The sequence below is a fragment of the Paenibacillus sp. NFR01 genome (assembly GCF_900111565.1).
In the GTDB taxonomy this organism is placed as follows: Bacteria; Bacillota; Bacilli; order Paenibacillales; family Paenibacillaceae; genus Paenibacillus_AQ.
In genome coordinates this window covers 733022-758178 of record NZ_FOIK01000002.1, presented here as the reverse complement: position 1 = coordinate 758178, position 25157 = coordinate 733022, and the positions used below count along the sequence as shown (strand labels likewise).

General features: G+C 55.7%; 22 protein-coding genes and 1 riboswitch. Of the genes, 13 read left to right on the top strand and 9 right to left on the bottom strand.

All coding sequences use genetic code 11. The annotated features are described in order from the left end of the window. The first annotated feature begins 223 nt into the window (after positions 1 to 223). The 4 genes from araA (at position 224) to BMW84_RS14555 (ending at position 4777) form a co-directional block, all read left to right on the top strand. Entirely contained in the window at positions 224 to 1648 is a 1425-nt protein-coding gene (gene araA, locus BMW84_RS14570) for an L-arabinose isomerase (RefSeq protein ID WP_091069614.1), read from the top strand. A gap of 169 nt (positions 1649 to 1817) precedes the next feature. Continuing rightward, a riboswitch (glycine riboswitch) is annotated at positions 1818 to 1897 on the top strand. Between the two features lie 141 nt (positions 1898 to 2038). Next, positions 2039 to 3382, top strand: a complete 1344-nt coding sequence (locus tag BMW84_RS14565) for an amino acid permease (protein ID WP_091069612.1) — start codon at positions 2039 to 2041, stop codon at positions 3380 to 3382. A gap of 96 nt (positions 3383 to 3478) precedes the next feature. Beyond that, complete coding sequence (locus BMW84_RS14560; RefSeq protein ID WP_091069611.1) at positions 3479 to 4204, top strand: 3-ketoacyl-ACP reductase; 726 nt, start codon at positions 3479 to 3481, stop codon at positions 4202 to 4204. Between the two features lie 21 nt (positions 4205 to 4225). Continuing rightward, positions 4226 to 4777 (top strand): flavodoxin family protein, encoded by a 552-nt coding sequence (locus tag BMW84_RS14555; RefSeq protein ID WP_091069609.1) that lies wholly within the window; start codon positions 4226 to 4228, stop codon positions 4775 to 4777. Between the two features lie 305 nt (positions 4778 to 5082). On the opposite strand, the gene BMW84_RS14550 is transcribed toward BMW84_RS14555, so the two are convergent. Next, positions 5083 to 6216 (bottom strand): hypothetical protein, encoded by a 1134-nt coding sequence (locus BMW84_RS14550; protein ID WP_091069607.1) that lies wholly within the window; start codon positions 6214 to 6216, stop codon positions 5083 to 5085. A 208-nt stretch (positions 6217 to 6424) separates the two neighbouring features. Here BMW84_RS14550 and BMW84_RS14545 point away from each other — a divergent pair, with 208 nt between their 5' ends. Then, a complete protein-coding gene (locus tag BMW84_RS14545; protein ID WP_091069605.1) occupies positions 6425 to 7243 on the top strand; it encodes an AraC family transcriptional regulator in 819 nt (272 codons plus the stop codon). 152 nt (positions 7244 to 7395) lie between these two features. Here the strand turns inward: BMW84_RS14545 and BMW84_RS14540 are convergent, their stop codons facing one another. Both BMW84_RS14540 and BMW84_RS14535 read right to left on the bottom strand, forming a co-directional pair. Next, the gene (locus tag BMW84_RS14540; protein ID WP_091069603.1) at positions 7396 to 7674 is read right to left on the bottom strand and encodes a hypothetical protein; all 279 of its coding nucleotides are present in this window, start codon (positions 7672 to 7674) and stop codon (positions 7396 to 7398) included. Between the two features lie 15 nt (positions 7675 to 7689). After that, complete coding sequence (locus tag BMW84_RS14535) at positions 7690 to 8970, bottom strand: ArsB/NhaD family transporter (protein ID WP_091069602.1); 1281 nt, start codon at positions 8968 to 8970, stop codon at positions 7690 to 7692. 140 nt (positions 8971 to 9110) lie between these two features. On the opposite strand from BMW84_RS14535, the gene BMW84_RS14530 reads away from it, so the two are divergent. Next, positions 9111 to 9785, top strand: a complete 675-nt coding sequence (locus BMW84_RS14530) for a hypothetical protein (protein ID WP_091069600.1) — start codon at positions 9111 to 9113, stop codon at positions 9783 to 9785. A 91-nt stretch (positions 9786 to 9876) separates the two neighbouring features. On the opposite strand, the gene BMW84_RS14525 is transcribed toward BMW84_RS14530, so the two are convergent. Together BMW84_RS14525 and BMW84_RS14520 are read right to left on the bottom strand one after the other, a co-directional pair. Further along, entirely contained in the window at positions 9877 to 11286 is a 1410-nt protein-coding gene (locus tag BMW84_RS14525; protein ID WP_091069599.1) for a HAMP domain-containing sensor histidine kinase, read from the bottom strand. Then, positions 11274 to 11954: a response regulator transcription factor gene (locus tag BMW84_RS14520; RefSeq protein ID WP_091069597.1), complete on the bottom strand. Its 681-nt coding sequence runs from the start codon at positions 11952 to 11954 to the stop codon at positions 11274 to 11276. The genes BMW84_RS14525 and BMW84_RS14520 overlap by 13 nt, the downstream gene beginning before the upstream one ends. Before the next feature lie 161 nt (positions 11955 to 12115). Between BMW84_RS14520 and BMW84_RS14515 the strand changes: the two genes are divergently transcribed. Both BMW84_RS14515 and BMW84_RS14510 read left to right on the top strand, forming a co-directional pair. Then, positions 12116 to 12835 (top strand): YceI family protein, encoded by a 720-nt coding sequence (locus BMW84_RS14515; RefSeq protein ID WP_091069595.1) that lies wholly within the window; start codon positions 12116 to 12118, stop codon positions 12833 to 12835. Positions 12836 to 12968: 133 nt separating this feature from the next. Further along, a complete protein-coding gene (locus BMW84_RS14510; protein WP_091069594.1) occupies positions 12969 to 13325 on the top strand; it encodes a hypothetical protein in 357 nt (118 codons plus the stop codon). Between the two features lie 90 nt (positions 13326 to 13415). On the opposite strand, the gene BMW84_RS14505 is transcribed toward BMW84_RS14510, so the two are convergent. Beyond that, complete coding sequence (locus BMW84_RS14505) at positions 13416 to 15677, bottom strand: S-layer homology domain-containing protein (RefSeq protein ID WP_091069592.1); 2262 nt, start codon at positions 15675 to 15677, stop codon at positions 13416 to 13418. Between the two features lie 129 nt (positions 15678 to 15806). Continuing rightward, positions 15807 to 16505: a hypothetical protein gene (locus BMW84_RS14500; protein WP_091069590.1), complete on the bottom strand. Its 699-nt coding sequence runs from the start codon at positions 16503 to 16505 to the stop codon at positions 15807 to 15809. Positions 16506 to 16923: 418 nt separating this feature from the next. On the opposite strand from BMW84_RS14500, the gene BMW84_RS14495 reads away from it, so the two are divergent. Next, positions 16924 to 18291 (top strand): dicarboxylate/amino acid:cation symporter, encoded by a 1368-nt coding sequence (locus tag BMW84_RS14495; protein ID WP_175498820.1) that lies wholly within the window; start codon positions 16924 to 16926, stop codon positions 18289 to 18291. A 465-nt stretch (positions 18292 to 18756) separates the two neighbouring features. Here the strand turns inward: BMW84_RS14495 and BMW84_RS14490 are convergent, their stop codons facing one another. Then, on the bottom strand, positions 18757 to 20151 hold the full coding sequence (locus BMW84_RS14490) for an MFS transporter (RefSeq protein ID WP_091069589.1): 1395 nt from the start codon (positions 20149 to 20151) through the stop codon (positions 18757 to 18759). Positions 20152 to 20288: 137 nt separating this feature from the next. Here BMW84_RS14490 and BMW84_RS14485 point away from each other — a divergent pair, with 137 nt between their 5' ends. From BMW84_RS14485 to BMW84_RS14470, 4 genes are all read left to right on the top strand, one after another. Next, on the top strand, positions 20289 to 20639 hold the full coding sequence (locus tag BMW84_RS14485; RefSeq protein ID WP_091069587.1) for an ArsR/SmtB family transcription factor: 351 nt from the start codon (positions 20289 to 20291) through the stop codon (positions 20637 to 20639). 221 nt (positions 20640 to 20860) lie between these two features. Beyond that, positions 20861 to 21628, top strand: coding sequence for a carbon-nitrogen hydrolase family protein (locus BMW84_RS14480; RefSeq protein WP_091069585.1), 768 nt, complete (start codon positions 20861 to 20863; stop codon positions 21626 to 21628). A 147-nt stretch (positions 21629 to 21775) separates the two neighbouring features. Next, positions 21776 to 22783, top strand: coding sequence for a phosphotransferase (locus BMW84_RS14475; protein WP_091069584.1), 1008 nt, complete (start codon positions 21776 to 21778; stop codon positions 22781 to 22783). A gap of 115 nt (positions 22784 to 22898) precedes the next feature. Continuing rightward, on the top strand, positions 22899 to 23210 hold the full coding sequence (locus BMW84_RS14470) for a hypothetical protein (protein ID WP_091069582.1): 312 nt from the start codon (positions 22899 to 22901) through the stop codon (positions 23208 to 23210). A 107-nt stretch (positions 23211 to 23317) separates the two neighbouring features. Here the strand turns inward: BMW84_RS14470 and BMW84_RS14465 are convergent, their stop codons facing one another. Beyond that, the gene (locus tag BMW84_RS14465; protein ID WP_091069580.1) at positions 23318 to 25120 is read right to left on the bottom strand and encodes a hypothetical protein; all 1803 of its coding nucleotides are present in this window, start codon (positions 25118 to 25120) and stop codon (positions 23318 to 23320) included. Between the last annotated feature and the right edge of the window lie 37 nt (positions 25121 to 25157).

Below are 25157 nucleotides of genomic sequence, written 5' to 3'. Positions count from 1 at the left end.
AGTTTGGAACTGGAGGCGCGGTAGCGACCGCCTGAAAGCTTTCCGCAGGAAAGCTCGCATCGGAAGCGTCTGCTGTCTCACGATTTCATCCGCCAATGGCGGATTTAATTAAGAAATCTGGATACAACAGCGGCCGAAAGTCCAAACATTCCCGCAGTGCTGCCCGAGCCGAGTTAACCCGTCATTTCATCCAACCATCATAACACGAAAAGAGGAACCCCACATGTCAACAGCAATCGCGAAAGAGTTCTGGTTTGTCGTAGGTTCGCAGCATCTGTACGGAGAAGAAGCGCTCGCCGAAGTTAAAGCGCATGCCCAGGAAATGACGGACGCCCTGAACCAAAGCGGCGTTCTGCCTTACCCGCTCGTGCTGCAGGATCTGGCAGTGAGTGCAGACAAAATCACCAAGATCATGAAGGAAGTCAACTACCGCGACGAAGTGGCCGGCGTCATCACCTGGATGCACACCTTCTCCCCGGCGAAAATGTGGATCCGCGGCACCAAGCTGCTGCAAAAGCCGCTGCTGCACCTGGCTACGCAATATAACGAAAGCATCCCATGGGCAACGATCGACATGGACTTCATGAACCTGAACCAGGCTGCCCACGGCGACCGCGAATACGGCTTTATCAATGCCCGCCTCAAGAAGCAAAATAAAGTGGTTGTCGGCTACTGGGAACGTCCGGAAGTGCAAAAGCAAATCGCCGAATGGATGGACGTAGCCGTTGCCTATAACGAAAGCTTCAACATCAAAGTGGCCCGTTTTGGCGACAACATGCGCAATGTCGGCGTAACCGAAGGCGACAAAGTCGAAGCCCAAATCCAGTTCGGCTGGACCGTCGATTACTTCGGCATCGGCGATCTGGTGGCATACGTGAACGCCGTAACCACCGAAGAGATCGACGCTTTGTTCGCCGAATATGCCGAGCTGTATGATTTCGACTACGGCGATTACAGCAAAGAAGCTTGGGAAGCGAGTGTAAAAGTTCAAGCCAGCTACGAAATCGCCCTGAAGAAATTCCTCGACAAAGGCGGCTACAATGCCTTCACTTCGAACTTCGAAGATCTGCACGGCATGAAGCAGCTTCCGGGTCTGGCCGTACAACGCCTGATGGCCCAAGGCTACGGCTTTGCCGGCGAAGGCGACTGGAAGACGGCTGCCCTGGACCGTCTGTTGAAAGTGATGTCCCATAACCAAAACACCGGATTCATGGAAGATTATACGTATGAAATGGCCGCCGGACAGGAAGCCATTCTGCAATCGCATATGCTTGAAGTCGATCCGAGCCTGGCCAGCAACAAACCGAAGGTGCTCGTATCCCCGCTCGGCATCGGCGACCGCGAAGATCCGGCCCGCCTCGTATTCGACGGCAAAGCCGGCGAAGGCGTAGTCGTATCGATGGCTGACTTCGGTACCCACTACAAGCTGCTGATCAACGAAGTAACCGCGTTCGAGCCAACGGTTCCGGCACCTAAGCTGCCGGTAGCCCGCGTATTGTGGCAAGTGAAGCCGAACTTCCAGGACGGCGTCAAAGCCTGGATCGAAAACGGCGGCGGCCATCATACGGTCGTATCCCTGAACCTGACTACGGATCAAATCGTCGCTTACGCTAAACTCGTGAACCTGGATTACGTCGTCATCAAATAGTTTTCAGAATAAGCGGTTTCTTAAAACGAAAGCGGATGGGCCGATGCCTGTCCGCTTTTTGCTGACTGTTGATTTTTGTCACTGTTCAAATCTTCACATACCAAGTAATATGTTAAGAAATCAATTTCATATTTCACAAGCTATGATGGTCATGGATCACACTATGGCCGGAGCAGCTTCTGGAGAGACCGCGGATTACCGCGGCGCCGAAGGGTTCATAATCTCAGGCAAAAGGACAGAAGAGTATTGAATGCAGGATTAGCCAGGCGGACCCGTGTCTGCAGGGCTGGTCTATCATTTGCTATTCTTATGTGCCCTGAGACTGGATGACATCCAGTCTCTTTTTTTTTTTTTCATCCATGCACCGCACACATTAAGGGGGAGACAAGTATGGCACAGACAGAATTAAAACGGGAACTCGCGAACCGGCATGTCCAGCTGATTGCAATCGGGGGCACGATCGGCACAGGACTTTTTCTGGGGTCGGGTAGAGCGATTGAGAAGGCCGGGCCTTCCATCATGCTTACTTATCTGATCGTCGGGATTGCCGTATTTTTCGTAATGCGGGCGCTGGGGGAGCTGCTGCTCTCAAAAGCGGGCTACCAGTCGTTTACGGATATTGCGGAGGATTATTTGGGGCCTCGCGTGGCTTTTGTCACCGGCTGGACCTACTGGTTCTGCTGGATTATGACGGCTATGGCCGATGTCATCGCAGTCGGCGTATATGTGCAGTATTGGTTTGACATTCCGCAGTGGGTACCGGCCGTCGTCTGTCTGGTCGTTTTGCTGGCGCTTAATCTGATGACGGTAAAAAATTTCGGCGAACTGGAATTCTGGTTTGCGCTCATCAAGGTGGTTACGATTCTGGCGCTGATCGGCCTGGGCGTCGTTCTGCTGATCATCGGCTTCAAGACGGATGCCGGATCGGTTACGGTACGGAATCTATGGTCGCATGGCGGTATTTTCCCGAACGGGGTGTCCGGGTTTTTATTCTCCTTCCAGATGGTTGTATTTGCCTATGTCGGCGTGGAGCTGGTCGGGGTGTCGGCGGCGGAAACGGCGGATCCGGAGAAAAATATCCCGTCGGCGATCAATAAAATTCCGCTGCGGATACTCTTTTTCTATGTCGGCGCGTTGTTCGTTCTGCTCTGCATCAATCCGTGGACGGAGCTTAGCCCGGCAGAAAGCCCGTTTGTCAAAACCTTCACGCTGGTCGGCATTCCGATCGCCGCAGGGGTTATCAATTTCGTCGTTCTGACCTCGGCGGCCTCCGCTTGCAACAGCGGCATGTTCTCGACCAGCCGGATTTTGTATAATTTGAGCCGCAATAAGCAGGCTTCGCCGCGGCTTGGCAAGCTGAACCGCAATCACGTGCCGGGCAATTCGCTGCTGATCTCGACGTTGGTCATTTCCGCCGGCGCGCTGCTGAGCAAGCTTCTTCCGGACCGGGCTTTTGACGTGGTGACTACGATCAGTGCCATTTGCTTCATTTGGGTCTGGGGCGTCGTGCTGGTCAGCCATATTCTGTATAAGAAAAAACAGCCGGCTTTGCAGACTGCGTCCAAATTCAAAGCGCCGTTCACGCCGGCGGTCAACTACATCGTGCTAGCCTTGTTTGCCGCCATTCTGGTCATTATGCTGATTGCCGATGATACGCGTCCGGCGGTACTCTTTACTCCGGTCTGGTTTATTCTGATCTTCGTCCTCTATGCGCTGCGCGGCGGCAAACGCTGACCGATCAAACGTACTCTTGCTACGCTTAGCCTTGTCCCTCCGGGCATAGTATAATGTATGGGAAGACAAAGACCAAATGGAGGGAGCCAGCTACATATGGCACAATCATTGAAAGGCAAAACGGCAATTGTAACCGGAGCGGCAAGAGGCATCGGAAAGGCAACAGCGGTCGCATTGGCCACGGAAGGCGTAAATGTCGGCTTGCTGGCGAGAACGGAAGCTTCTCTGCAGGGTCTGGCGGCTGAACTTAAAGCATTGGGCGTTAATGTGGCCTATGCGGTTGCCGATATTTCATCCAAAGAACAGGTAGAAGCAGCGATCGCAAAATTGAATGCGGAGCTCGGGCCAGCGGACATCCTGATCAACAATGCGGGCATCGCGACCTTCGGTACGGTGCTGGAGATGGACCCGGAAGAATGGAAGGGCATGATCGACACGAACCTAATGGGCACCTATTACGTGACCCGCGCGGTTCTGCCGCAGCTTATCGCCAAAAACGGCGGGGACATCATCAATATTTCGTCGACCAACGGCTTAAGCGGAGCAGCAACGTCGAGCGCCTACAGCGCATCCAAGTTTGCCGTGATCGGCTTTACCGAATCGCTGGCCCAGGAGGTCCGCCGCAACAATATCCGCGTATCGGCACTTACGCCGAGCACGATTGCGACCGATCTGGCGCTGGAGCTGAACCTGATCAAGGAAAACAACGACTCCAAGTTTGTACAGCCGGAGGATGTTGCTGAATTTATCATTGATCAGTTGAAGATTAACCCGCGTATGTATGTGAAGACGGCGAGTATGATTGCAACCAATCCTTTTTGAGGACGGTAAGGAGAATTCACGATGAAAATAGCAGTAATCTATGGCGGTACGCGCGAAAACGGCAATACAGAGCAACTGGCCGAACTGGCCTTGCGCGGTCTGGACGTTGAGCGGATTAAGCTCAAGGACTACAAGGTGGAGGTCATCGAGGATCTCCGCCACAGCGAAAGCGGCTTTTATGACCGCGGGGATGATTACAACGCGCTGATCGACCGGATGGTCGCCTGCGATATCCTTGTATTCGCCACGCCGATATACTGGTACGGCATGTCAGGGCTGATGAAGAATTTCATCGACCGCTGGTCCCAGACGCTGCGGGATGCGGAGCGTCCGCATTTCCGCGAGCAGATGAAGAACAAGACGGGTTATGTTATCGCGGTAGGCGGGAATAAGCCGCTGATCAAAGGGCTGCCGCTGGTGCTGCAATTCCAGCATATTTTCGAATTCTTCGGCGCGACCTACGGGGGCTACATCCTCGGTGAAGGTCATCATCCGGGTGCGGTTCTCGAAGATCGCGAGGCGCTGCGCAAAGCGGAGCTGCTGAACGCGGAGCTGCGGGAGAAGACGGTTTAATAAGAAAGTCAGCAAAGGACCCATCGACAGCTTCATCTGTAGATGGGTCCTTCCGTTTGTGTCTGCTGCCACGCTTCAATGCTCCAAGGAAGCCTTAGCACTTCCGGCCCGTTCCCAGCCCGCGGATGGCCTCCATCGGGCTGTGCCAAATAGGATAGACAATACTGACATCGTTTTAGATAAAATGAACTTGTACGTATCCGGATTTCTTTTCACTCTACATCCATTTGTTTGTGCAGTGCGGATTTGTGCTCGACGGCTGGGAGGAAATGAGCTTTGCCGCCTGCACGGTTTCGCGTAAGAAGTCATTTCTGCCCACGTACGTTTACGACCAGGGAGCGGGTTTCGGTATTTTCAAGCAGATCGCCGCTTACAGGGTCGGCTTTATAACGTTTCTCAAGTGCGCCGTTTCGGTAAAAGTCTAGCAGGTACATTCCTCGTTCGGCCCCGTAAAATTGTATGTCGTAATCTTTGTAGCCCGCTATGCGCTTCAACCGGCTGATCATATCATCTGGCATCAGAATCTGCATCCCGTCTGCCATGTACAGATTATCCAGGCTGAACCCGCTCACGTCATCGAAGACATTGCCGGTATCATGGTCCACGATATACGTAACCGTCTCGCCTACGCCTTGCGAAAAACTGGTGAACGTGAAGTCGCCGTCATTCACCAGCCCGGTGAAGCTGAAATTGCTTTTGATATCCGGCATCCGCTGATCCAGCAGGTCGAAGGCCTGATCCTTATTATAGACAGGTTGGTGGGCGTCTTGCCCTTGCGAAAGGAAGGATTCATCGAGCCGGATATAAAAGAACGGCGGATCGCCCTGGCGGGAAGCGGAAATATAGCTGACGTTCAGCTCCCCCGTTACATAGCTGAGCTTACGCGCAGTATTGGCCCGTTCGGCCACCCACGTATCCTCAACCGTCGCATTCGGCTGGCGTTTGGCGTTGGCCGCAAAGTCGGCATCTGCGGAAACTCCGCCCAGACCGGGCAGCGGCGTCTGCGACAGCTCCGGATGCAGAATCACGGCGAACGGCCGGGACAATGGCGACTGGTCATAAAAAAGCGCGCTCAAGCCGTATTTCGGCAGATTCACCGCGCGGAACGACAGCTCGGACCAAGGCACATCCGCGGTCTGCCAGATATATTGTCCCTTGAATGCGTTGAGCAGTTCACGGAGATCGTCCTGCAAAATATCCTGGATATCCGATGCGGCCAAAGAAGCCTTCGCGGCCGCTTCCGCCGTCGCCGTTCCGGTTAATTGTTCGGCAGAGGAAGGGGCTGGCGTAGCGGTTGCTGCCGTCGGCTGAGCAAGGGACGTTTGAACCGGGTTCGCCGTAGACGCTGCATTCCCGCTACCGGTTAGGTTGGAGGCGCTGCATCCGCAGATGGACAGAGCGAGGGCCGAAGCTGCAAGCAGCGATATTTGTCTGAACAATGGAATCACCTTTGAAAGTTTAAGTTGGAACTAGTGTAGCATTTTTTGAACAGCGGTGTTATGAGGACGGACAAATGAAAGCACGTCCGAACAGGAATCGGATGCAGCCTGCCTTTACACTGGTGGAGAGAGGAGTGGTGGGGAATGGAAGCATTAAGCCAAGCTGCGGCAGGCCATTGATTATATCGAAGAGCATTTGCAGTCCGGAATGGTCATGGATGAAATCGCACGGGCGGCATTGTCGTCTAAATATCATTTCCAGCGGATGTTCCACGCCCTGACCGGATTTACGGTGTCGGAATATATCCGCAATCGCAGGCTTACGCTGGCGGCGGAAGAGCTGACTGGGACAACCGCCAAGGTCATTGATATTGCGCTCAAGTACGGCTATGACAGCCCCGAGGCGTTCACCAAAGCGTTCCAACGGGTGCATGGGGTTACGCCGCTTGCAGCGCGCAGAGAAAATGTGCGTCTGAAAGCTTTTCCCCGGATCTCCTTTCAACTTCAGATTAAAGGGGAGACTGAAATGAATTATCGGTTGGTGCAAGAAGAGGAAACGAAGGCCATTGGCAAGGAGGTCATTCTGGAGAAGGAGCATGCCCGCGAGATTCCGGCTTTTGTGGAGAAGATCTGGACCGACGGCACGCATAACCGGATCAACGAGGCCGTTGGCCGCCCGCATGGATCGCTGCTGAACGGCTACCATTTTGACTTTGCGGAAGACGGTTCCAAGCGGTACATGATGGGATATCCGGTGCCTGTAGGTACGGAAGTTCCCGGGGATTTAACGGTGCTTGCCATACCTGCCCAAACCTACGCCGTATTCGACAGCCGGGAGACGATTCCGGAAGATTCCGAAATTGGACTCGAGATCATCAATGTATGGAGACGGATTTATGCGGAGTGGTTCCCTTCGACGAATTTCGAACAGGCAGAAGGGCCTTGCCTGGAAAAATACCGCTGGCTGGACGAGGCTAAGTCTGAGTCGGTATGCGAAGTATGGATTCCGGTGCGGCGCAAGGAATAAAGCTGCGGGGAGCGCTTCCTGCCCGCGTTACGCATTATCGCGGCGTTTGACGGCGGCTCACCGCGTTTGAGCTTGGACACTTGGCGATGACGGAGGTAGGCCACCCGGGCAGGTTTGGCTTTTTGGCCTGCGTTACACAAACACTCCGCGGGCTATTCCCATTGCACGCTCAATAACAAGCGTTGTTTCATCAACGCAAGAACAAAATCAATGTAAAAATCCTGTCTGACAACGACCAGATGCTTCCTATGGGGATAAGAGTAGAACATCACATCCGTTATAACCTCGTTATTGTCAAATTGGCGCTGGATATCCAGAAGCCCGGCCTCCAGGCCGTTGTCTTCATGGAACTCGATCTGGAATTCAACGTCTCTTCCGGCTGCCGTTTCCTGAATGGAGAGAATCCGCCGGTCGTAGGTATATTTAATCATAGGGACCTCCTTTTTTTACATCAGATAGCGCAGGTAGATGTAGACGCTTGACAGCAATATCGAGAGAATCATTAGTGGAAAGCCGTATTTCAGGTATTTCAGAAAAGTGATGGGGTATCCTTCCTTGCCTGACAGTCCCGCTACAATCAAGTTAGCGCTCGCGCCAATGAGCGTGCCGTTTCCGCCTAGACAGGCGCCCAAAGCAAGGCTCCACCACAACGGTTCAAGATTGCTGATCCCCATGTTTCCCATATCCTGAATCAGGGGAATCATTGTTGCTACAAAAGGAATATTGTCCAGGAAAGCGGAAGCGATAGCGCTTAGCCAAAGAATAAGCATTGAGGTGGCAAACATGTTTCCTCCAGTCACCTCGATTGCTTTTTCGGCCAATTTGGCGATGACTCCGGTTTCAACCAGCCCGGATACGAGCACGAACAATCCGATAAAGAAGAAAATCGTAATCCACTCCACGCTGCGAAACGCCTTTTCAAGCAGAGGCTCGCCTGTTAACAGCAGCAGCAAAAAGGCCCCGCTGAGCGCTACAGTGGCGGACTCCAGGTGCAGGCTCTGATGCAGGAAAAAGCCGGCAATCGTGACGGCGAGCACCGCAAGACATTTTGCCAACAATCTCCGGTCGGTGATGAGGGCGGATTCATCCATCTCCATCAAGCTCTGCTGATATTCAGGCTTCGATTGGATCTGCTTCCGGAACATCAGAATAAAGAGGGGCAGGTAGGCCAGCAGAATGATGATGATCACCGGCGTTAAATTGTTGATGAAGGCAAGGAAGGTCAGCTCTTTGACCGCGCTTCCGATCATGATATTAGGAGGATCGCCGATCAGAGTGGCCGTGCCGCCCACATTCGAGGCTATAATCTGCGTTATAAGAAAAGGCACGGGATTGATCCGGAGCTGTCTGGTGATGCTGAAGGTAACCGGCGCAATCAGGAGAACGGTCGTAACATTATCCAGAAACGCGGAGCCCACAGCCGTAATGAGCATTAGGGCAATCATAATACGCGTCGGCTTTCCTTTTGCCCATTTGGCGGCCTTTAAGGCCACATATTTGAATAGCCCCGTCTCGGCGGTGACCCCGACGATAATCATCATTCCGACCAGTAACCCGATGGTATTGAAATCGATATGATGCAACGCGGTTTCCTGATCGACAATACCGGCCACGACCATCAAAACGGCGCCCAACATCGCCAGAATCGTCCGGTGGATTTTTTCGGAAATGATCAGTGCATAGACGACTAGAAAAATAATGATAGCAGCAATGGCTTGTTGTTCCATAGTACCTCCTATATAAAATAAAAAGAGCCTCGAAGCCAGGCTCTCTTTCCTGAATGATACCTACTATACCTTACTTTTTTTCGGGCCTAAAGTAAATACCGGGCCCATAGAGGGTAATGTAGCGTAAGGAGGGATCGCACTTGGATACTTTAATTTACGCCGTAATTGCCGTGCTGTATCTGCTGCTGCTGATCTACGGTTTTGCATTATGGAAGCGGGAGGATAGACATGGACCGCGGTATTTGCTATTCCTGCTGACTGCGGCGCTGGTCTGGGATAACGGCATTATGGCCTTGGGAACCACGCTTGATGAAGGCGAGCTGCTTAAAGGGCTGAACGTGGTGCGGTTTTGGCTGCATGCGTTCTGTACGCCGCTGCTGGCGTGGATCTCCTTGGACCTGATTCGCCAAGCCGGGAGTCCATGGGCTCAAAAGCCGCTGGCCGGATGGATGTTTGTCCTGTACACGGCGGCGCTGATCCTGTTGGAGCTGGCCAAACAGACGCTGAGCCTTGTGCTGGAGCCGGTGCGGGAATACGGAGCGCTCCGTTATGTGCCTGCAGAAGAGGCTTCAGGCCCGCCCCTGATGTTCATCCTCGTTATGATCCCGCTGTTCGCGGCGGGGATCATTCTGTGGAAACGCAAAGTAACCCCGGTATTATTCTGGGGTTCGCTGCTGATGATTGCCGGAAGCCTGATCCCGTTTGATCTCGAAAGCTCTGCAATAACGAATATATTCGAGCTGCTGCTGATCGGGTCAATCTGGATGGCAATCTCCAGGCTGGCGAACCGGCGGACCGGTTTATCCTATCGTTAACGTCATGCAAAATCCCCCTTAAATCAAGCCCATGGGCTGAGTTGAGGGGGATTTTTGCTGTGAGGAACGTTGTTGCAGAACGCCGCTGCCGCTACGTCCAGCGCGACAGCGTCAGGATGAAGGTACAGCCGTCTCCCTCCGGATCGCCCAGCGTCAGGCTGCCGCCCATGGCTTCGGCCAGCAGCCGGCTGAACGTCAGGCCGAGACCCAGGCCGCGCAGCGTGCTTTGTTTGCCGCCGCTGCGGAAAAAGGCCTCGAATACCTGGTTACGGATCTCCGGCGCAATGCCCGGTCCATTATCTGTGATACAGATTTCTGCATCGCCCCGGGAATCGGCCGTCAGGGTTAGGGTCAGGTGTAAGCTCTGTCCGGGGGGCTTGGCCTGCAAGCTGTTGTTCAGCAGGTTGACAACAATCTGCTGGATGCGCAGCGGATCGCCGCGGACCGCCAGCGGAGCCTTAGGCAAGCGCAGCACCGGCTCTTCCACGGCAGCCTCCTGGGTTAGTCTCCATTGATAGAGGATTTCCTCCAGCAGCGGACCCAGCTCCAGCCGGTCGTGGCTGATCGGAACAATGCCGGCGGCGAGCGCGTTGTAGTCGAGCAGATCAGCGACCATGCGCTGCAGCCGCTCCGCCTCCAGCAAGGCAATGTCCAGGAATTCTTCCGCTTCCCCGCCTTCGACTACCCCTTCGCGTACCGCATGAACCAATCCTTTGATCGAAGTAACCGGCGTTTTGAGCTCGTGGGACACGCCGGCCAGCATGACGGCCCGGGATTGCTCGAATTGCCGCAGCTTTGCCGTCATCTCTTCGAACGATAGCAGCAGCTCGTGAATCTCCCGTTCCTTGGCGCCGGTACCGAGACTGATATTGTAATCCCCGTCGCTGACCTGTGCAGCGGCCGCGGCTACCCGCTGAATCGGTTTGGCCAGTTTGCCCGCGAGCAGATAAATCGTCAGCCAGCTGAGCAGGATCAGGAAACCGATCAAAATAGCGAAGAACGTGATCTCTTCCTGCGGAATATGGCGCAGCGAACGTTTGGACTGCAGCACCAGCACGTTGCCCAGCTTCTTGCCGCCGGTTTGAATCAGCGCGGAAGCGGCCTTGAACTCCGGGCTGCGCGGAGCGTTCAGGCTGTCGTTGAGCTTGAAGCGCATCTCGGCGTCGCTCAGCTCCGGCTGCGAGAACAGCAGCTTCCCGGAATTGTCGGTCACAATGACGCACATCTCCACCGTCAGCTTGAAAAAGCGTTTGCGGTCTTCAATCAGCGCTCCGAGCGCAGGGCTGATCTCCAGGTTCCCGGCGGCATTGACGCTGCGGTCGGCGATCTCCTGGGCTAGCAGGCCGGTGGTCTGCATTCGGTTATTCATCGCCTCCTGCTGAATCCACCAGAAGGTAACAAGCGCCGTCAGCAGCAGGCCGACGCTGATGATGAGCAGGTACCGAAGCGTCCAGTAGGCAAGGATGGAGGTCCGGGCACGCGGCTGCTTCATTCGGTCCATAGCTGGTACCCGATCCCGCGCAGGGTGCGGATCTCGCCCTCGTCCGCCGGCCAGTGCTGCAAGGCTTGGCGCAATCTTTTGATCGATAAATCCACCGCGCGGTCACTCCCTTCGTAATCCATCTCCCATACCCGCTCGATCAGCTGCTCCCGCGTACAGATTTGGTTCGGCCGCTCCGCGAGGAACAGCAGCACCGACATCTCCCGCGGGCTTAAGTTCACCTCGGCATGATTCAGGAACACGTGGCGCGCGGCAAAATCGACGAGCAGGCTGCCGAAATGGCGCTTGCCGCTGCCGTCGGACCAATAGGAAGGCCGGCGCAACACGGCGTGAACGCGGGCCACCACTTCTTCCGGCACGAACGGCTTGGACATATAGTCATCGGCGCCGCCGTCCAGTCCGGCCAGACGGTCCTTGATGCCGTCTCTGGCGGTCAGCATGATGATCGGGCATCTGCTTTTTTCACGGATCAGGTGCAGCAGCTCGAAGCCGTCGATGTTCGGCAGCATAATGTCGAGCAGAATCAGCGAAGGCGGCGATGTTTCGAAAGCCTCAAGCGCGGCTTGCCCGTCGGCGGCGCGGGTTACCTGAAAGCCGGCTTTCCGCAAATAAGCGGTGAGCACGCGGGCGATGGCTTCTTCATCTTCAACGAGCAGAATCGATTTCATGGGTGGAGCCTCCTTGCCCTTTACAGCAGACGATAGTTAAAATTATGGTCATTTTACCACATTGTCCGTCCTGCCGCTTCGACTTCTTCCCGACACATTGCTTTGCTAGAATGGGGCCAAGCCAGAGAGATAAACTACAAATCCGGATGGAGGGAATGCAAATGAAGAAGAGTACCTGGGTGTGGAGCGCCGCGGTTGTTGTGGCTGCGGGTGCCGTTGCCGCTTTTATTTTGCTTAACAATAGTTTGGGGAATAATGTGGAGATCGAGTCGGTCATCCCTGAACAGTCGGCAAACAACAGCAGCACAGGGGCGGCAGGAATAAATACGGCAAATGCGGCGGCAGCGCCGGTCACCGGGGATCAGCTAAACGGAAGCTGGTCGATCACGGATGCCTCCAAAGTGTACTGGTCTGTCACTACCTCCAAGGAAACCGTCAACTTCGTGGACCCTTCGGTAGATGGAAGCTGGGAGGTCAATCTGGAGGACGCGGCCGCGATGAACGGCGAAGGAACCATCGACATGACCACGCTTGATTCCGGCAACGGCCAGCGGGACGAGCACGTGAAGAGCGGTGACTTCCTGGATGTCGCACAATTCCCGCAGGCCGAATTTATGGCTACTTCCTTCTCGGCACTGCCGGCGGAGTGGACGGAAGGAACGGCGGTTCCGGTGGAAATGAAAGGGACGCTGACGGTCAAAGGCATTGAAAAGGAGGTTACGTTCCAATCGCAGGCGGTATACAGCGCCGGACAGCTGATGTTATCAGGTACGACAGTCGTGACCTTTGCCGATTTCGGCATGACCAACCCGCATTCCATCGTGCTGGATACCGAAAACGATTTGGAAGTGCGGCTGGAGCTTGTGCTGGATAGGCAATAACGCAAGGATATAGCCGGAAAAACAAAAAAGAAACGAGAGAGCAACCCAGCTGCGGATAAAATTGGGCGGTCGGGCGCACGCTACAATGGAGAAGGGCAATACACCCAGTCTTATATAGAGAGGACTACACTCCATGACCGAAAAAAATATATTAGCATACTTTAAAAGCCCGGAAGAAGCGCAGAGCGTCTCCCGCAGACTGGAGTCCATGCGCGTCGCCGACATGTCCATCGACTACTTCAGCAGATACAGCGGAGGATTCAATGATGCCTATATTCCCGCCAATGGCCAGCTCACGACGCTGGGAACGGCGGCCACCGGGCATCCCGACGCCGGCGTAATGGCGGCGGCTGATCCCAGCGCCAGCGGAATGAGCGACGGTGGAGCCGGCGGACCGACAGGCCGCAACGTGCTTTTGACCGTAGTCATCGATGAGGCGGATTTTCATCAGGCGTTATCCCTTATTGAGGAAGCCGGCGGGATGATTTAAGGATAGGCAGAGCCGCCGCATATATGCACAAAATATAAAACATCCCCTTCAAGCCACCGTGGACTTGGAGGGGATGTTTCGTTTTACGGGTTACGAACGGGACAGCAGGTTGTAGAGGACCTGAGCCGCTTGGGCCCGCGTCGTTAGAGCTTTCGGCTCCAGCTTGCCGCCGTTGCCTTGAACGATGCCGCTTGCGCTCAAGGCTTGCACAGCCTCCTGCGCAAAGGCGGCGAACTGTCCGGCATCGCTGTAGCCGGACAATCCGGTACCGGTCTGCTGGGCCGGAAGCTGGCCCAGTGCATTCAGCGCGCGGTAGAGCAGGGTGAACAGCTCTTCGCGCGTAAGGCTTTGCTCCGGCAGGAACTGGTTGCTGCCGGAACCGGTGGCGATGCCGAGCTTCTTCGCAGCGGCGAGATAGCCGCTGTAGTAACCCGTACCGGCATCGGCGAAGTTATCCGCGCCTGCCGCTTCCGGCGCGATGCCGAGGGCTTTCAGCAGCAGGACCGTGAACTGGCCGCGGGTAACCGGGGCATTCGGCGCGAAATGCGTGCCGTCCGTTCCGGTGGCGATGCTGCGTGCTGCCAGATAACCGACGGCATCATTGTACCAGGAAGAGGCTGCGACATCGGCAAAAGTGACATAATCGGGAACGGTAATCGTTACGGATTGACCGGCCGGGTAAGGGATTGCAGTCGCGCCGGCAGCGGTTGTCGGACCTTGATATCCTGCCTTGGAAGCGTAGCGCACAACATAGGCACCCGGTGCAAGACCGGTGATGGATCCGGAATTAACCGGTTGGTACACTGCAGAAGTTACACTGCGGTATTCAAGCGCTTTGCCCGCAGTTCCGGCGATTTGTCCGTCCTGTGCGCCGGCAGCGGTCGGAGCCACGCCGGTTAATCTGGACGGTACAGCCTCCAGACGGGAATAAAGAGAATTCAAGGCATTAATTGCATTGGTATATCTGGCGCCGTCTGTATAACCGGTACTTACGTAATCAGGCTGGATATTAGTCCAGGAGTACATCAGTTCCACATGGCCCAGAATGGGCGCCGGTTGACCGTTTGCATCGACATTGTTTTTGTTATAGGCGAAAAGGTATGGAACCTGCAACCGGTCCCCGGTTACGGTACTGCCGTTTGCATCTACATAGCTGATGACGGAAGGTTTGGCGGCAGTATTGTTTTCTGTTTTGATATTGGTTAAGTATGTTTTCACTAGATCGACGTACAGATTTGCATAAGGATGATTGGTCGTACGGATTTGCAGCTCATTGTTATTGTGGGGATTCGTTTTGCTGTTCGTGCCGCTGTTGTTGGCCGGATCGCCGACGATCAGCCCTGCGTCCAGCTTGGTGTCGAAGAAGTAGATTTTATCCACGTTGTTCTTCTTTGCATATTCATTGACGTATTTAATGATGGCTTGGGTATTCGGGCACCAGGAGCCCCCGAACAGGAATACATAATTACCGTCGCTCGCGAGAATCTGCTTGAGCTGATGGTATGTAACATGCTCCAGCACGAGCGGTTCGTCGCCCTCCGTGAAGATGAGCGGTTTGCCTGCATTCTCCCCGGCGTAGTTGACGTTGAAAGATGTTTTAATATAATTCGATTCATTATAAGTGTTATAAGAATTTACTGTGGAAAATACAGCTTGCAGTTGTGCCTTATATGCATCAACTTTTGCCGAGTCAAGCACGCCGCCGGTCTGCAAGTCCGCTGCGGATTTGCTTTCGTTCAGATAAGCGACAATCGGGGCTTTGTTGCCTCCGGCATCGACATGGTCTTTGTTGTAAATGAACAGGAAGGGTGCTTCAACCTTGTTGGCGCTCACCGTCTCGCCTGATTTGTTGACGTAGCTTACGTTATGGGCAGCATCGGCTTTATCGTAAAGATTCAGATTCTTCAAATATTTGTTGACAAGGTCTACATATTTGTAGGCATAAGGGCTGCTGCTGTCGGCAATGTCGAGGCTTTCGCCGTCCAGCTTCGTGTCGAAATTATAGATCGTCGAAACGCCGTATTGCTTGGCAACCTCGTTGATGTACCCGATGTCGGCCTGAGCGTTAGCGCTCCAGGAACCGCCGATGAGGACGGCGAAATTGCCTTCGCTCTCGAACAGATGCACGATATCTTCATACGTTGCCGTTTTGAGCACATGGTTCGGATCGTTCAGGTTCGGATATACATGGCTGAAATAATCAAAATGGTCGGCCGGGGAGGCCGGTGAGCCGGTTGCGAATCCGCCGGAAGCTTCGGCCGCCGCCGTACCGCTGGTCAGCGCGGGCAGAATGAACAGGGCCAACGCCAGCAGGAAGGACAACGTTCGTTTAGGTTGTAAAGGTCTAATCATCAACTACACCTCGGTTTATAGGATGGAATAAGATCAGGAAAGAAAAAGGCAGCGGCTCGCTGGAGCCGCCGAATAGGAAGGGATTCGGATCATGGCATCATCGGCATCATCGGCCAATCGGGGAAGAGTTTATTCCGGGCAATCCTCTTCGGCGCTGGAAGCCGGCGTCGGATTGGACTGTGCCGGCGCGGATACGCTTGCCGCCGCCGGGGCTGCGGTTGCCTTCGCCTTTACAACTTCGGTCGTTGTAAAGGTGACGGCTTTGGCCGTCGCAGCCGGCGCGGCTGTCGCTTTCGGCTGGCTAGGCGTTTCGCTCTTCGGCGCCGCTGTAGCGGCTGCCGAAGCCGTAGTCACCGCCGCCTTCACTGGCGCCTGCGCAGCCGTCGCCTGCGGCTTTGCCGCCTGCGCAGCCGCGGCAACTTTCGGCGAGGCGGCGCTGCTCTTCGCCTCGCTGGCGGCCGCCTTCGGCGCCGCGGTTGGCTCCGGCTGGCTCGCCGCCGGAGCAGCCTCCCCAGCCGCCGTGACCGCGGCGGCTTCAGGTGCGGCCGAAGCGGCAGGCTCTGCCGCCGCCACGGCCGCCGTTTCCGGCTGCGCCGCCTCTGGCGCAGCGGTGGCCTCCGGCACGGCGGCTTGCACAGCCGGTGCCGCTTCAGCGGTCACCGGCGCTGCCGCGGCGACCGTGCTGGCCGTTGCGGCTGCAGCGGCCGCCGCAACCTGGCCCGAAAGAGCTTCGGTGCCGGACGCGCTGCCGCCCGTCGTCACCGCTACATACGTGAGTCCTGCGAAAACGATCGCCCCCGCAGCAATGGAAAACGTCCATTTTTTCATGAGTACATCCCATCCTTTTCTGTTGGCCCCCCGGCGTCTTCACGCATCCGGGCTAAGCTGTCGTTGTGGAGTTTCGGAACTTGGCGAAGCAGCAAAAGAAGACTGGTTCATTGCTTATCGGGGCATCCCTCCTGAAATTCGGACAACAAAAAAAGATCCAACTTCAGGTACGTAAATTGTCCCTAATGTTGAATCTCCGGCGGTCCAGTGGATTCGAAATGTTTTGCGGTTAAGCTTCATATTACCCAGGTTAACATAGGGTGTCAACTAAAAAATATAATTCAGATAAGTTTTATAGGAATTAAGATGAAACAGAGATTTTTCCCTGAAAATACGCCATTGACAAAGCTAAATATTCCCTGTACATTGGTCACATTATTCGCATCGAAAAAGTAGGCATAGGGGGTATTTCACAGAAATGAACAATATCGACAACAATTTATTGTCCGCCATCGAGACCAACTGGTATGGCTTCACGGTATCCGTCTTTGTCTTCGCGCTGCTTTACGGGCTGGCCCGCAAACGGGTCGGATTCGGTACACGGGTGCTGATCGGACTCGGTATCGGTCTGCTCGCAGGCATCTTTTTTCAAACGTTCGAGCTTCAGACGCAGGCCATTACGACCTTTGGGAGCATCTATGTCAGCCTGATCCGGATGCTGGTCATCCCGCTTGTCTTCATTCTTGTCCTAAACAGCATTTCTTCGCTGTCGAGCCTGGAATACTTACGCAAAATCGGCACCAAAACCTTTGCCTGGTTTCTGGGAACGACCGGCATCGCTTCCGTCATCGGCCTCAGCGTGGCGCTGCTTTTCAATCCCGGCCACGGTATTCAGCAGGCGGTTCCCGCCGACTTTACTGCACGCGAAATTCCAACCTTTTCCCAGGTTATTCTGGATCTCGTGCCTTCCAATCCGTTCAATGAAGCTGCGGAGGGTAAGGTGGTGCCGGTTCTGATTTTTGCGATTTTCCTGGCCGTTGCCATTCTGAAAGTGGGCGCGAAAAAGCCGGAGGCGGTTAAACCTGTCCGCGATTTGATCGAATCGCTCACGCAGGTGCTGCATCAGGTCGTGAAATTCGTGATCCGCCTTACGCCATATGGGGTGTTCGCCCTGATAGCCGGCATTACGGCGCGGTACGGCTGGGGAACGCTGGAGGAGCTGGGGAATGTCATCCTCGCTTCCTACACGGCGCTGATTCTGCATTTTGTGCTTGTCTTCGGCGGACTGGTACTGCTGGTGGCCAAAGTCAACCCGCTGCGCTTCTTCCGCAAGGTGTACCCCACCATCACGGTCGCGTTTACGACGCGGAGCAGCTATGCCACGCTGCCGGTAAATCTGGAGGTTATCACGAAGCGGCTGCATGTCTCGCCGAAAATCGCCAGCTTCGTCGCCCCGCTCGGCGCTTCGGTCAATTTCAACGGCTGCGGCGGCGTATGGCCGGCAATCGTTGCGGTATTCACCGCCCAAGTGTTCGGTATTGACCTGAACGCTACCGACTATGTGACGCTGGTGCTGGTCAGCATCATTTCCTCCATCGGAGTGGCCGGCGTACCTGGACCTGCGGTAATCTCCACGACCGTTGTGTTGACCGCGCTCGGTCTGCCGCTGGAGGGCATCGCCATTGTCGCCGGCGTCGAGGCGCTGATCGATATGGGCCGGACGGCCATCAATGCGACCGGCACCGCCGTAACCGCGCTGCTTGTCGCCAAATCGGAAGGCGAATTCGACCGCGAGGCGTTCAACAGCAGCGAAAGCGAAGACGAGATTTTGCTGAACGTAGGTTAAGCACCGCCGATAAAATTGCAGCAATCCCGGAAGAGTGGTTCCCGGCCCTAAATGTGGCTGCCGGAGCCGCTCTTTTTTGCGTGAAAAAAGAGACAAGAAGGGCTTGAAGTTGCCGCTGCGTCAAGTGCTACAATACCCTTAGAGCTCGGAAAGGGGAATCCGGATGAACGGACCAATCCATATCAGCACAATCTGCGATTCGGATTGTCGGGCCTGCACAAAATGGGGATTTCGCTCAAGGAGATCAAAGCCGTGATCAGCGATCGCATATCCGCAATGACCGGCCGGACGGCGGCGGAAATCCGTACCATTTGCAGCTGCTGGAACCGGTGAAGGAACGGTAGGCGGCTGATCGGGCAAGCCGTGGAATGTTCAATTCAATAAACGGTGCATTCTAAAAACCGCCCGCGGGATAACAGCACAAGCTGTTGTCATCCCGCGGGCGGTTCCTTTTTGTTGCTGCGTTTAGGTTTCGGCCAGACGGCGGCTGCCGCTGCTCCGGCGGTATATAAATGCTGAGAGGATGGCAATGACTGCGGCCATCGACAGGCCCCAATAAATGTTGGTGTATGCCGCAGCCAGCGGGAGACCGCTTTGCCATTTCATGGCGCTGGCGGCGAGTGCCACGCTGAAGGCGCCGCTGAAAAACTGCAGCAGCTGAAACAGCCCGATGCCGGAGCCGATCTGCGGATCCGGCAGAAGACGGGAGATTTCATTGGATACGCTGCTGGACAGCATGCTGAAGGACAAGCTCATGGCCATATTGACAAACAGGATGCCGAGCCAGGAGCGGCTGGTAAAGACGGCGAACAGCACGGTCGCCGCAAACACCAGCAGCGGGGCATACCGGAGCAGTATCCCGTTGCCGTAGCGGTCAATCGTCTGCCCAATCATCCGGGAGACGATGATCGACAGCAGCGAGCCCGGAAAGATGATCAGCCCGGCATGGCTGGCGCTGAAGCCGAAATGATGCGTTAAAATCTGCGGCAGCAGGAACAAGGTCGAGAAGCTGCACATGTAGGAAGCAATACCGATTAGCGATAACACGAGATAGGGTCGGTTGCGGAAGAGAACCGGCAGCACAAACGGATCCCGAGTCACGCGGATATGCCGGACGAACAGCGCAAAGGCAAGCAGGCCGGCCGCCAGGGCATACCAGTTGTTGTTGGTCAGGAACAGCAGCAGGCAGGTGGTCCCGACGCCGATATAGAGTCCGCCTAGTGCGTCAAAGCTGCCTTTGCCGGTCGTCTCCCTCGGCAGCAGCCGGACAAATAACGGCACCAGCAGCAGAACCGCAGCCGTTACGGCAAACAGCAGGCGCCAGCCGAGGTATTCGACGATCGCCCCGCCGGCGACCGGTCCAAGCCCGAGGCCAAGCGCTACGGACGAAGTGATCGCAGCCATCGCTTTGCCGCGGCGCGAGAGCGGGATATAGCGGGTGAACAAGATGATCGATAGCGAGATAATCGCGCCCGCTCCACTGGCCTGCACGATGCGCACCACCAGCAGATAGAGAAAGCTGGTACTGAAGAAACCGGCGACGGCCGCCAGGCCAAGCGCAAGGAGCCCCGTAACCAGCAGCCTGCGGATCGGCAAAAAATCGGACAGCCGGCTGAACGTGATGGAAGCCAGCGAGAAGACGATCGAGTACCCGGTGACGATCCAGGAAGCCGAAGCGGCGCTGATGCCGAAACGCGCAGAGACGTCGGGCAGCGCCAGGTTGAACATCGCTGTGTTCATCAGTACGAGTACAACAGCGATGCTCAACAGAACGGTCAAAAGCCCTTCATGGGCAAGAGCGGGTTCCGCCGGCTCGGCGCAAGGCGGTTCAGCCGCCGATGTATGTTGCAATGAGTCCATGAAAGCCACTCCTTCTATTGTTTTAAAGTTCGATTACTTGCGAACAATTGAAATATAGCATGCGTTGCTGTAAAATGCAATTAGGATATTCCATAAGCTATTCCAGGCCATTTTGCACAGCGAAGGGGCGTCAACGCATGAAAATGCTTTATCATCCGGACCGCAAGGACATTCAGCTGTCCTCCGTGCTTTACGCACTGAGCGATCCTGTTCGTTTATATGTCGTATCCGAAATCCGGGATTCCGGCGAGCAATCCTGCAGCAGCTTTAATGCGGGCCTCGCCAAATCGACCATGTCCCATCATTTGCGCACCCTGCGCGAATCGGGCGTCGTCTATACCCGCGCTCAAGGCACGCAGCGGCTCATCTCTTTGCGCACCGAAGATTTGGAGGCGCGTTTTCCCGGGCTGCTGGAGTCCGTGCTCCAGGCGTACGCCGCTTCGGGACCGCACACACTGCCGGCCGGGCAGCCGGAACAGGCGGAATAAGCGGGGACGGTCCCCGCTCTTTTTCCGTAATAACAACAAAAAGGACGCCTCGCGGCGTCCCTTTTTACTTTTCGCAAACGGATGTACCCTTATAATTATAGTAAAACTTTCCCAAAAATCAGATTCGGATCTTGTTATTATTACATGGCAGGTATCCAACGATTTGCCGATGCCCGGAGCTTCGGCGTTAATTTATGAAGAAACCTGGAGGGGGTTAGCAAATGGATGAAAGACAAACTTACCGTATTGCTCTGGTTCAGATGAGAAGCGAAAAAGCCGCTATCGCGCAAAATTTGAAGGCGATGGAACGCTTCGTGGCGGAAAGCAGCAGTCAGGAGGCCGGAATCGTCTGCTTCCCGGAAATGAATATTACAGGGTATATCGATCCCGGCAAATATCCGGAGGCCGTGATCGGCATGGAGCATCCGGCGATTCTTGAAGCTGTGGAGATCAGCGGACGTTACGGCGTCTGCCTGATCGCCGGCCTGGTGGAGCACAATCCGGCGGGCAAGCCGTTCATCACGCAATTCGTTGCAGATCACGGCAGCCTGCTGGGTACTTACCGGAAGAAGACCATTAAAGACGGCGAGGAGGCGTGGTTTGCGCCCGGCGACCGTCTGCCGGTATTCAGCGTTTCCGGACTGACCTTCGGGTTGGCTGTATGTGCGGACATCGATGACCGGGATATTTTCAAGGAACATGCGGCCCAAGGGGCGGAAGTCGTATTTGAACTCGCGGCCCCCGGACTGTACGGGGCACAGGAGACCCGGGACTGGTCCTCGGGCTTCAACTGGTGGCGCGGCAAATGCATCGATCAGTTGGGAGTGTACGCGGCAGAGCTGCGAATCCCGATAGCTGTAGCCACGCAAGCGGGCCGCACGGTCGACGAAGATTTTCCCGGGGGCGGATATTGGTTTAATGCGGACGGCAACCTTGAAGCGGAGACCGTAAACGGGGACGAAAGCATTTTATATGCCGATTTAACTTGAAATGCGCAAGAAATTTTGTAAAACTACCCGATTTCTGCGGCATTTTTCCTAATCGCCCGGCAATCGGCGTGGTATAATTTTCCTATGTTGTCCGGAAAACGCGTGTTCACGCTGCCAGTTCGATAAATGGATAAGGAAGATCGCCGTATGAACAATGATGTCAAACTTATTGGATTATTGAAAGACACGGTGTATTGCTTTGTATCGCCTGAAGCCGAGGTGACGGAGGTGGTGAGCATTCCCGGGACCGGCCGGTTTGCTTATGCCCATAAGGTAAAGCTGAGGATGGCGGCGGAAACGGAAGGCCCGGATGGACAACCGGACCGGGAGATTACTTTATTGTCCAAGCAGGCAACCTTTATTGAACGTTCTGCACTGTCGCGGCTGTATTCCCAGGCGGCCAATGTCCCTTACAGCTTGTCGAATTGCCCGCTCAGCAAGGAGCGTAGCCTGCTCGTCGTTCAGGATGTTGCTCATGGAGCCGATCCGGCGCTGCTTGATCCGACAAAGGTTAAGGAGAAGCGGCTGCAGGCTCTGGCTTACATCCATGTCGCCAACCTGGGCTGCCTACAGGATCTGCCCTGGCTGCCGAAAGCCGACCTTACGTATATCGCAGGAACCGTGGAACAAGGATGGCGGGAGGCTTGGGAGGCAGCGCACCGGGAGCCGGATTTTGCCGGGCGGATGACGAGATACGGGGAAGAAACGCTGGCCCGGGTGGAAGACGCCGCGGAGGGCATTGCCGCCGAAATGGCAGCCTGCCTCGCAGCGGTGGATACCTATACGATGATTCATCATAGCCTTAACCCGGAAGGCGTGCTGACGGACGATCAGGGCGAAGTGTATTTTGCGGATTGGGAGGATGCCCGTTACGGATCGCTGTTTCTGGACCTGCCGCTGCACTGCTCCGGTCTGAAAGATGCGCTGGCTTACCGCAATTATTTGAGCGTTTTCGGGTTTGAAATTCCGGAGGAACGATTTATCGCCCTATATGGCGCCGCTACCCGGTATGCCGGTTTGCGTCTGCTCGGCGAGCATTTGGGCCGGGGGCGGCAGGATGCGTATACGGAAGCCAACGTGTTCCGCGCCCTGCAAATGGTGCTGAGGCCCGTTCCGGCCTGGAACGGATTGCTGATGCAAAGCGAGGTCGTCTGAGGGCCAGATGCGTTAAGGTCACGGTACTGCCCGAAGGAAATCCGCAGGGTGCAGGAGATGCCCCTCCCGCCGATCCGGGTAATAAACGGTAAAGGACCTCGGGGAGGAATCGGTGATGGGCAATCCGCTTAAAGAAATGAAACAGAGCTTGGACGGTTTCAAGCAGTCCCTAAACGGCGTTAAGCAGTCGGTGAAACAGCTGCAGGAGCCGGCGCAGGAGCTGAAGGCGCAGGTTCAGCAGACGGTAGCCGCGGTCAAACGCCGTCCCGCTAGGCTTAAATCGGAGTTTGGCCGCATGAAGGAGGCCTCGGCGGAAACGAAGGCGGTCCTGGGCGAGGTCAAGCAGTCCGTGAAGGCTGGCGCCAAGCTGGCGTATACCCGGAGCCGCATCGGCAGGTTGACGGCCGGACGGGCCAAACGGATCTAGTCGGCGAACAGTGAGAGCAGTGGCATCCCGCAACAAAAAGACGCAAGAGAACTGTGGCATTGCCGCCCGTTTTCTTGCGTCTTTTCCATAATTCCGGCCTGGCCGGGTTAAGGCATCTGAAGATTGAGGCTGCCTACCTGATCGACAACAAAGATCGGTACGGATTCCAGTCCGTACTCGGTTTCCGTCATGCCGTAGTTACTTTGAAATTGTCCGCTGACGGCGGCAAGATCGGTGACCGGCTCCGTATTCCACTGCAGCAGCACGCTCCGGCCATTGGCGTCCAGCACGCTTTGTCCGCTGGAATCGGTATAAATGGTGCCGTACAGCGATATGTTTTCAAAAGGAAGCTGTTCCAGCAAGGAGGCATCCGTCAGCGGATAATCCTGAACGATTTCCGCGAATTGGTAGACGCCGTCCGTCTCGCGGTATACCGCATCCGGGCCGGCGGTTCCGTCGTCCAGCGCCGCATTCGTTACGGTAATGGAGCCGTCATCCGTGTTCAGTGCATAACCGTCGCCGGCGAAAGCCAGCATTCGGGAGATGCCCTCGGGCCGGATGGCGTAGCCGGTAAAGGCGATCCGCCCGTCTTCGCGGCCCGTTTCGGCGATGACGACCGGCACCTCCGTGTAAGCCGACAGCCGGTCGTCAAAGCGGAGCTGCCGCAGCTTCGCCGCATCGGCAAGCATGTCGCCGGCCTGGGTGGTCACGGTCCCGTCGCCGCTCATCTCGGCATAATACAGCTGTCCGTTGCTGTCGATGCCGGCTACAGCGACCTTCGCGCCGTAGCGGCCCCGGACAACGGCCACCTGGCTATATTTCCCTTCTTCGGTGCCGCCGGGAAGCAAGCGCACCGGCTCGGCTTCATCCCAGGCCGACTTTGCGGCCGCCGTTTCCGCCGAGGTGTCCTGCAGCGGCGAAAGTGCAGCGTACAGTTCGATGCCTTCGGCGTATTTGCCTTGCGCGACCCAGCGGGCGGCCCGTTTAAGCAGCTTTGCCGCATTGCTCTCGATATAAGTGAGCGGCTTGGAGCCGGCGATGCCGGCGGCGGAGGCATATTTACGGTACGCGGCGGCATGGCCGGAAAAGGCGGCCGCCTGATCGCCGTCCAGATCCTTGCCGAGGATCATCCGCACGCTCTCATCCGTCTGCTTCTGCACCCAGGCTGCGTCATAGTCGTGCATCTTGTAAGCCTCCGCCAAGGAGAGGGCGCTGTCGAGCAGCGGCTGGAAGCTGCCCGCACCGGCCAGCGTCTTCAGCAAGGCGGTGTCATAGGCTGCAAACCGTTCGGCGAGCAGCGCAGCCTTCTCCCCGGCCGAGCCGTAATAGGCATCGGGAATGAGGAGCAGGTTCCACTTGAAGCTGTCGTCCGTCCCGCCGGCAACGGTTCCTCCTCCGTTGCCGGAAGCATTCATGCGATCTGCAAGCTCGGCCAGAAACTGCTTCCGGAACGCCTGAAAACCGGCGGCGAGCAGCTGCGAAACGCCTGAATCTTCCGAAAGCTGGCGATAATAAGATTCATAGGAGCTCCCGGTTTTCATATATTTCCCCTTAAGGCTCAGGACGGAAGCGTAGCTTTCCATAAATCCGGGGAAATCTCCGTCTTTCATTTGCTTTAACGTCATGGCCTTCACCCGGGAAAGCGTCGTGCGGATCTCCGTAATCGGGGCCAGCTCTTTCAAGCGGGCAGCGATCAACGCTTCTTTATAATGAATGGAGAAATTGTCCGCCGCGATCCGGTAGGCGCTTTCCGCGGCAATCAGGTCGCCGGAGGCATACAGCCGGCCGGCTTCGCGCACGTCCTGAATTTTGTCCTCGATCCGAAAGGCCTTCTGTCCCAGCAGCGCAAGCATAACGATACATAATAGAATAATCGCTCCGCGCAGGGTCAAGGCCTGTTTGATCGTCATACGTACAGCCCCTTTTTTCAGCTATCGGCTTCTATAA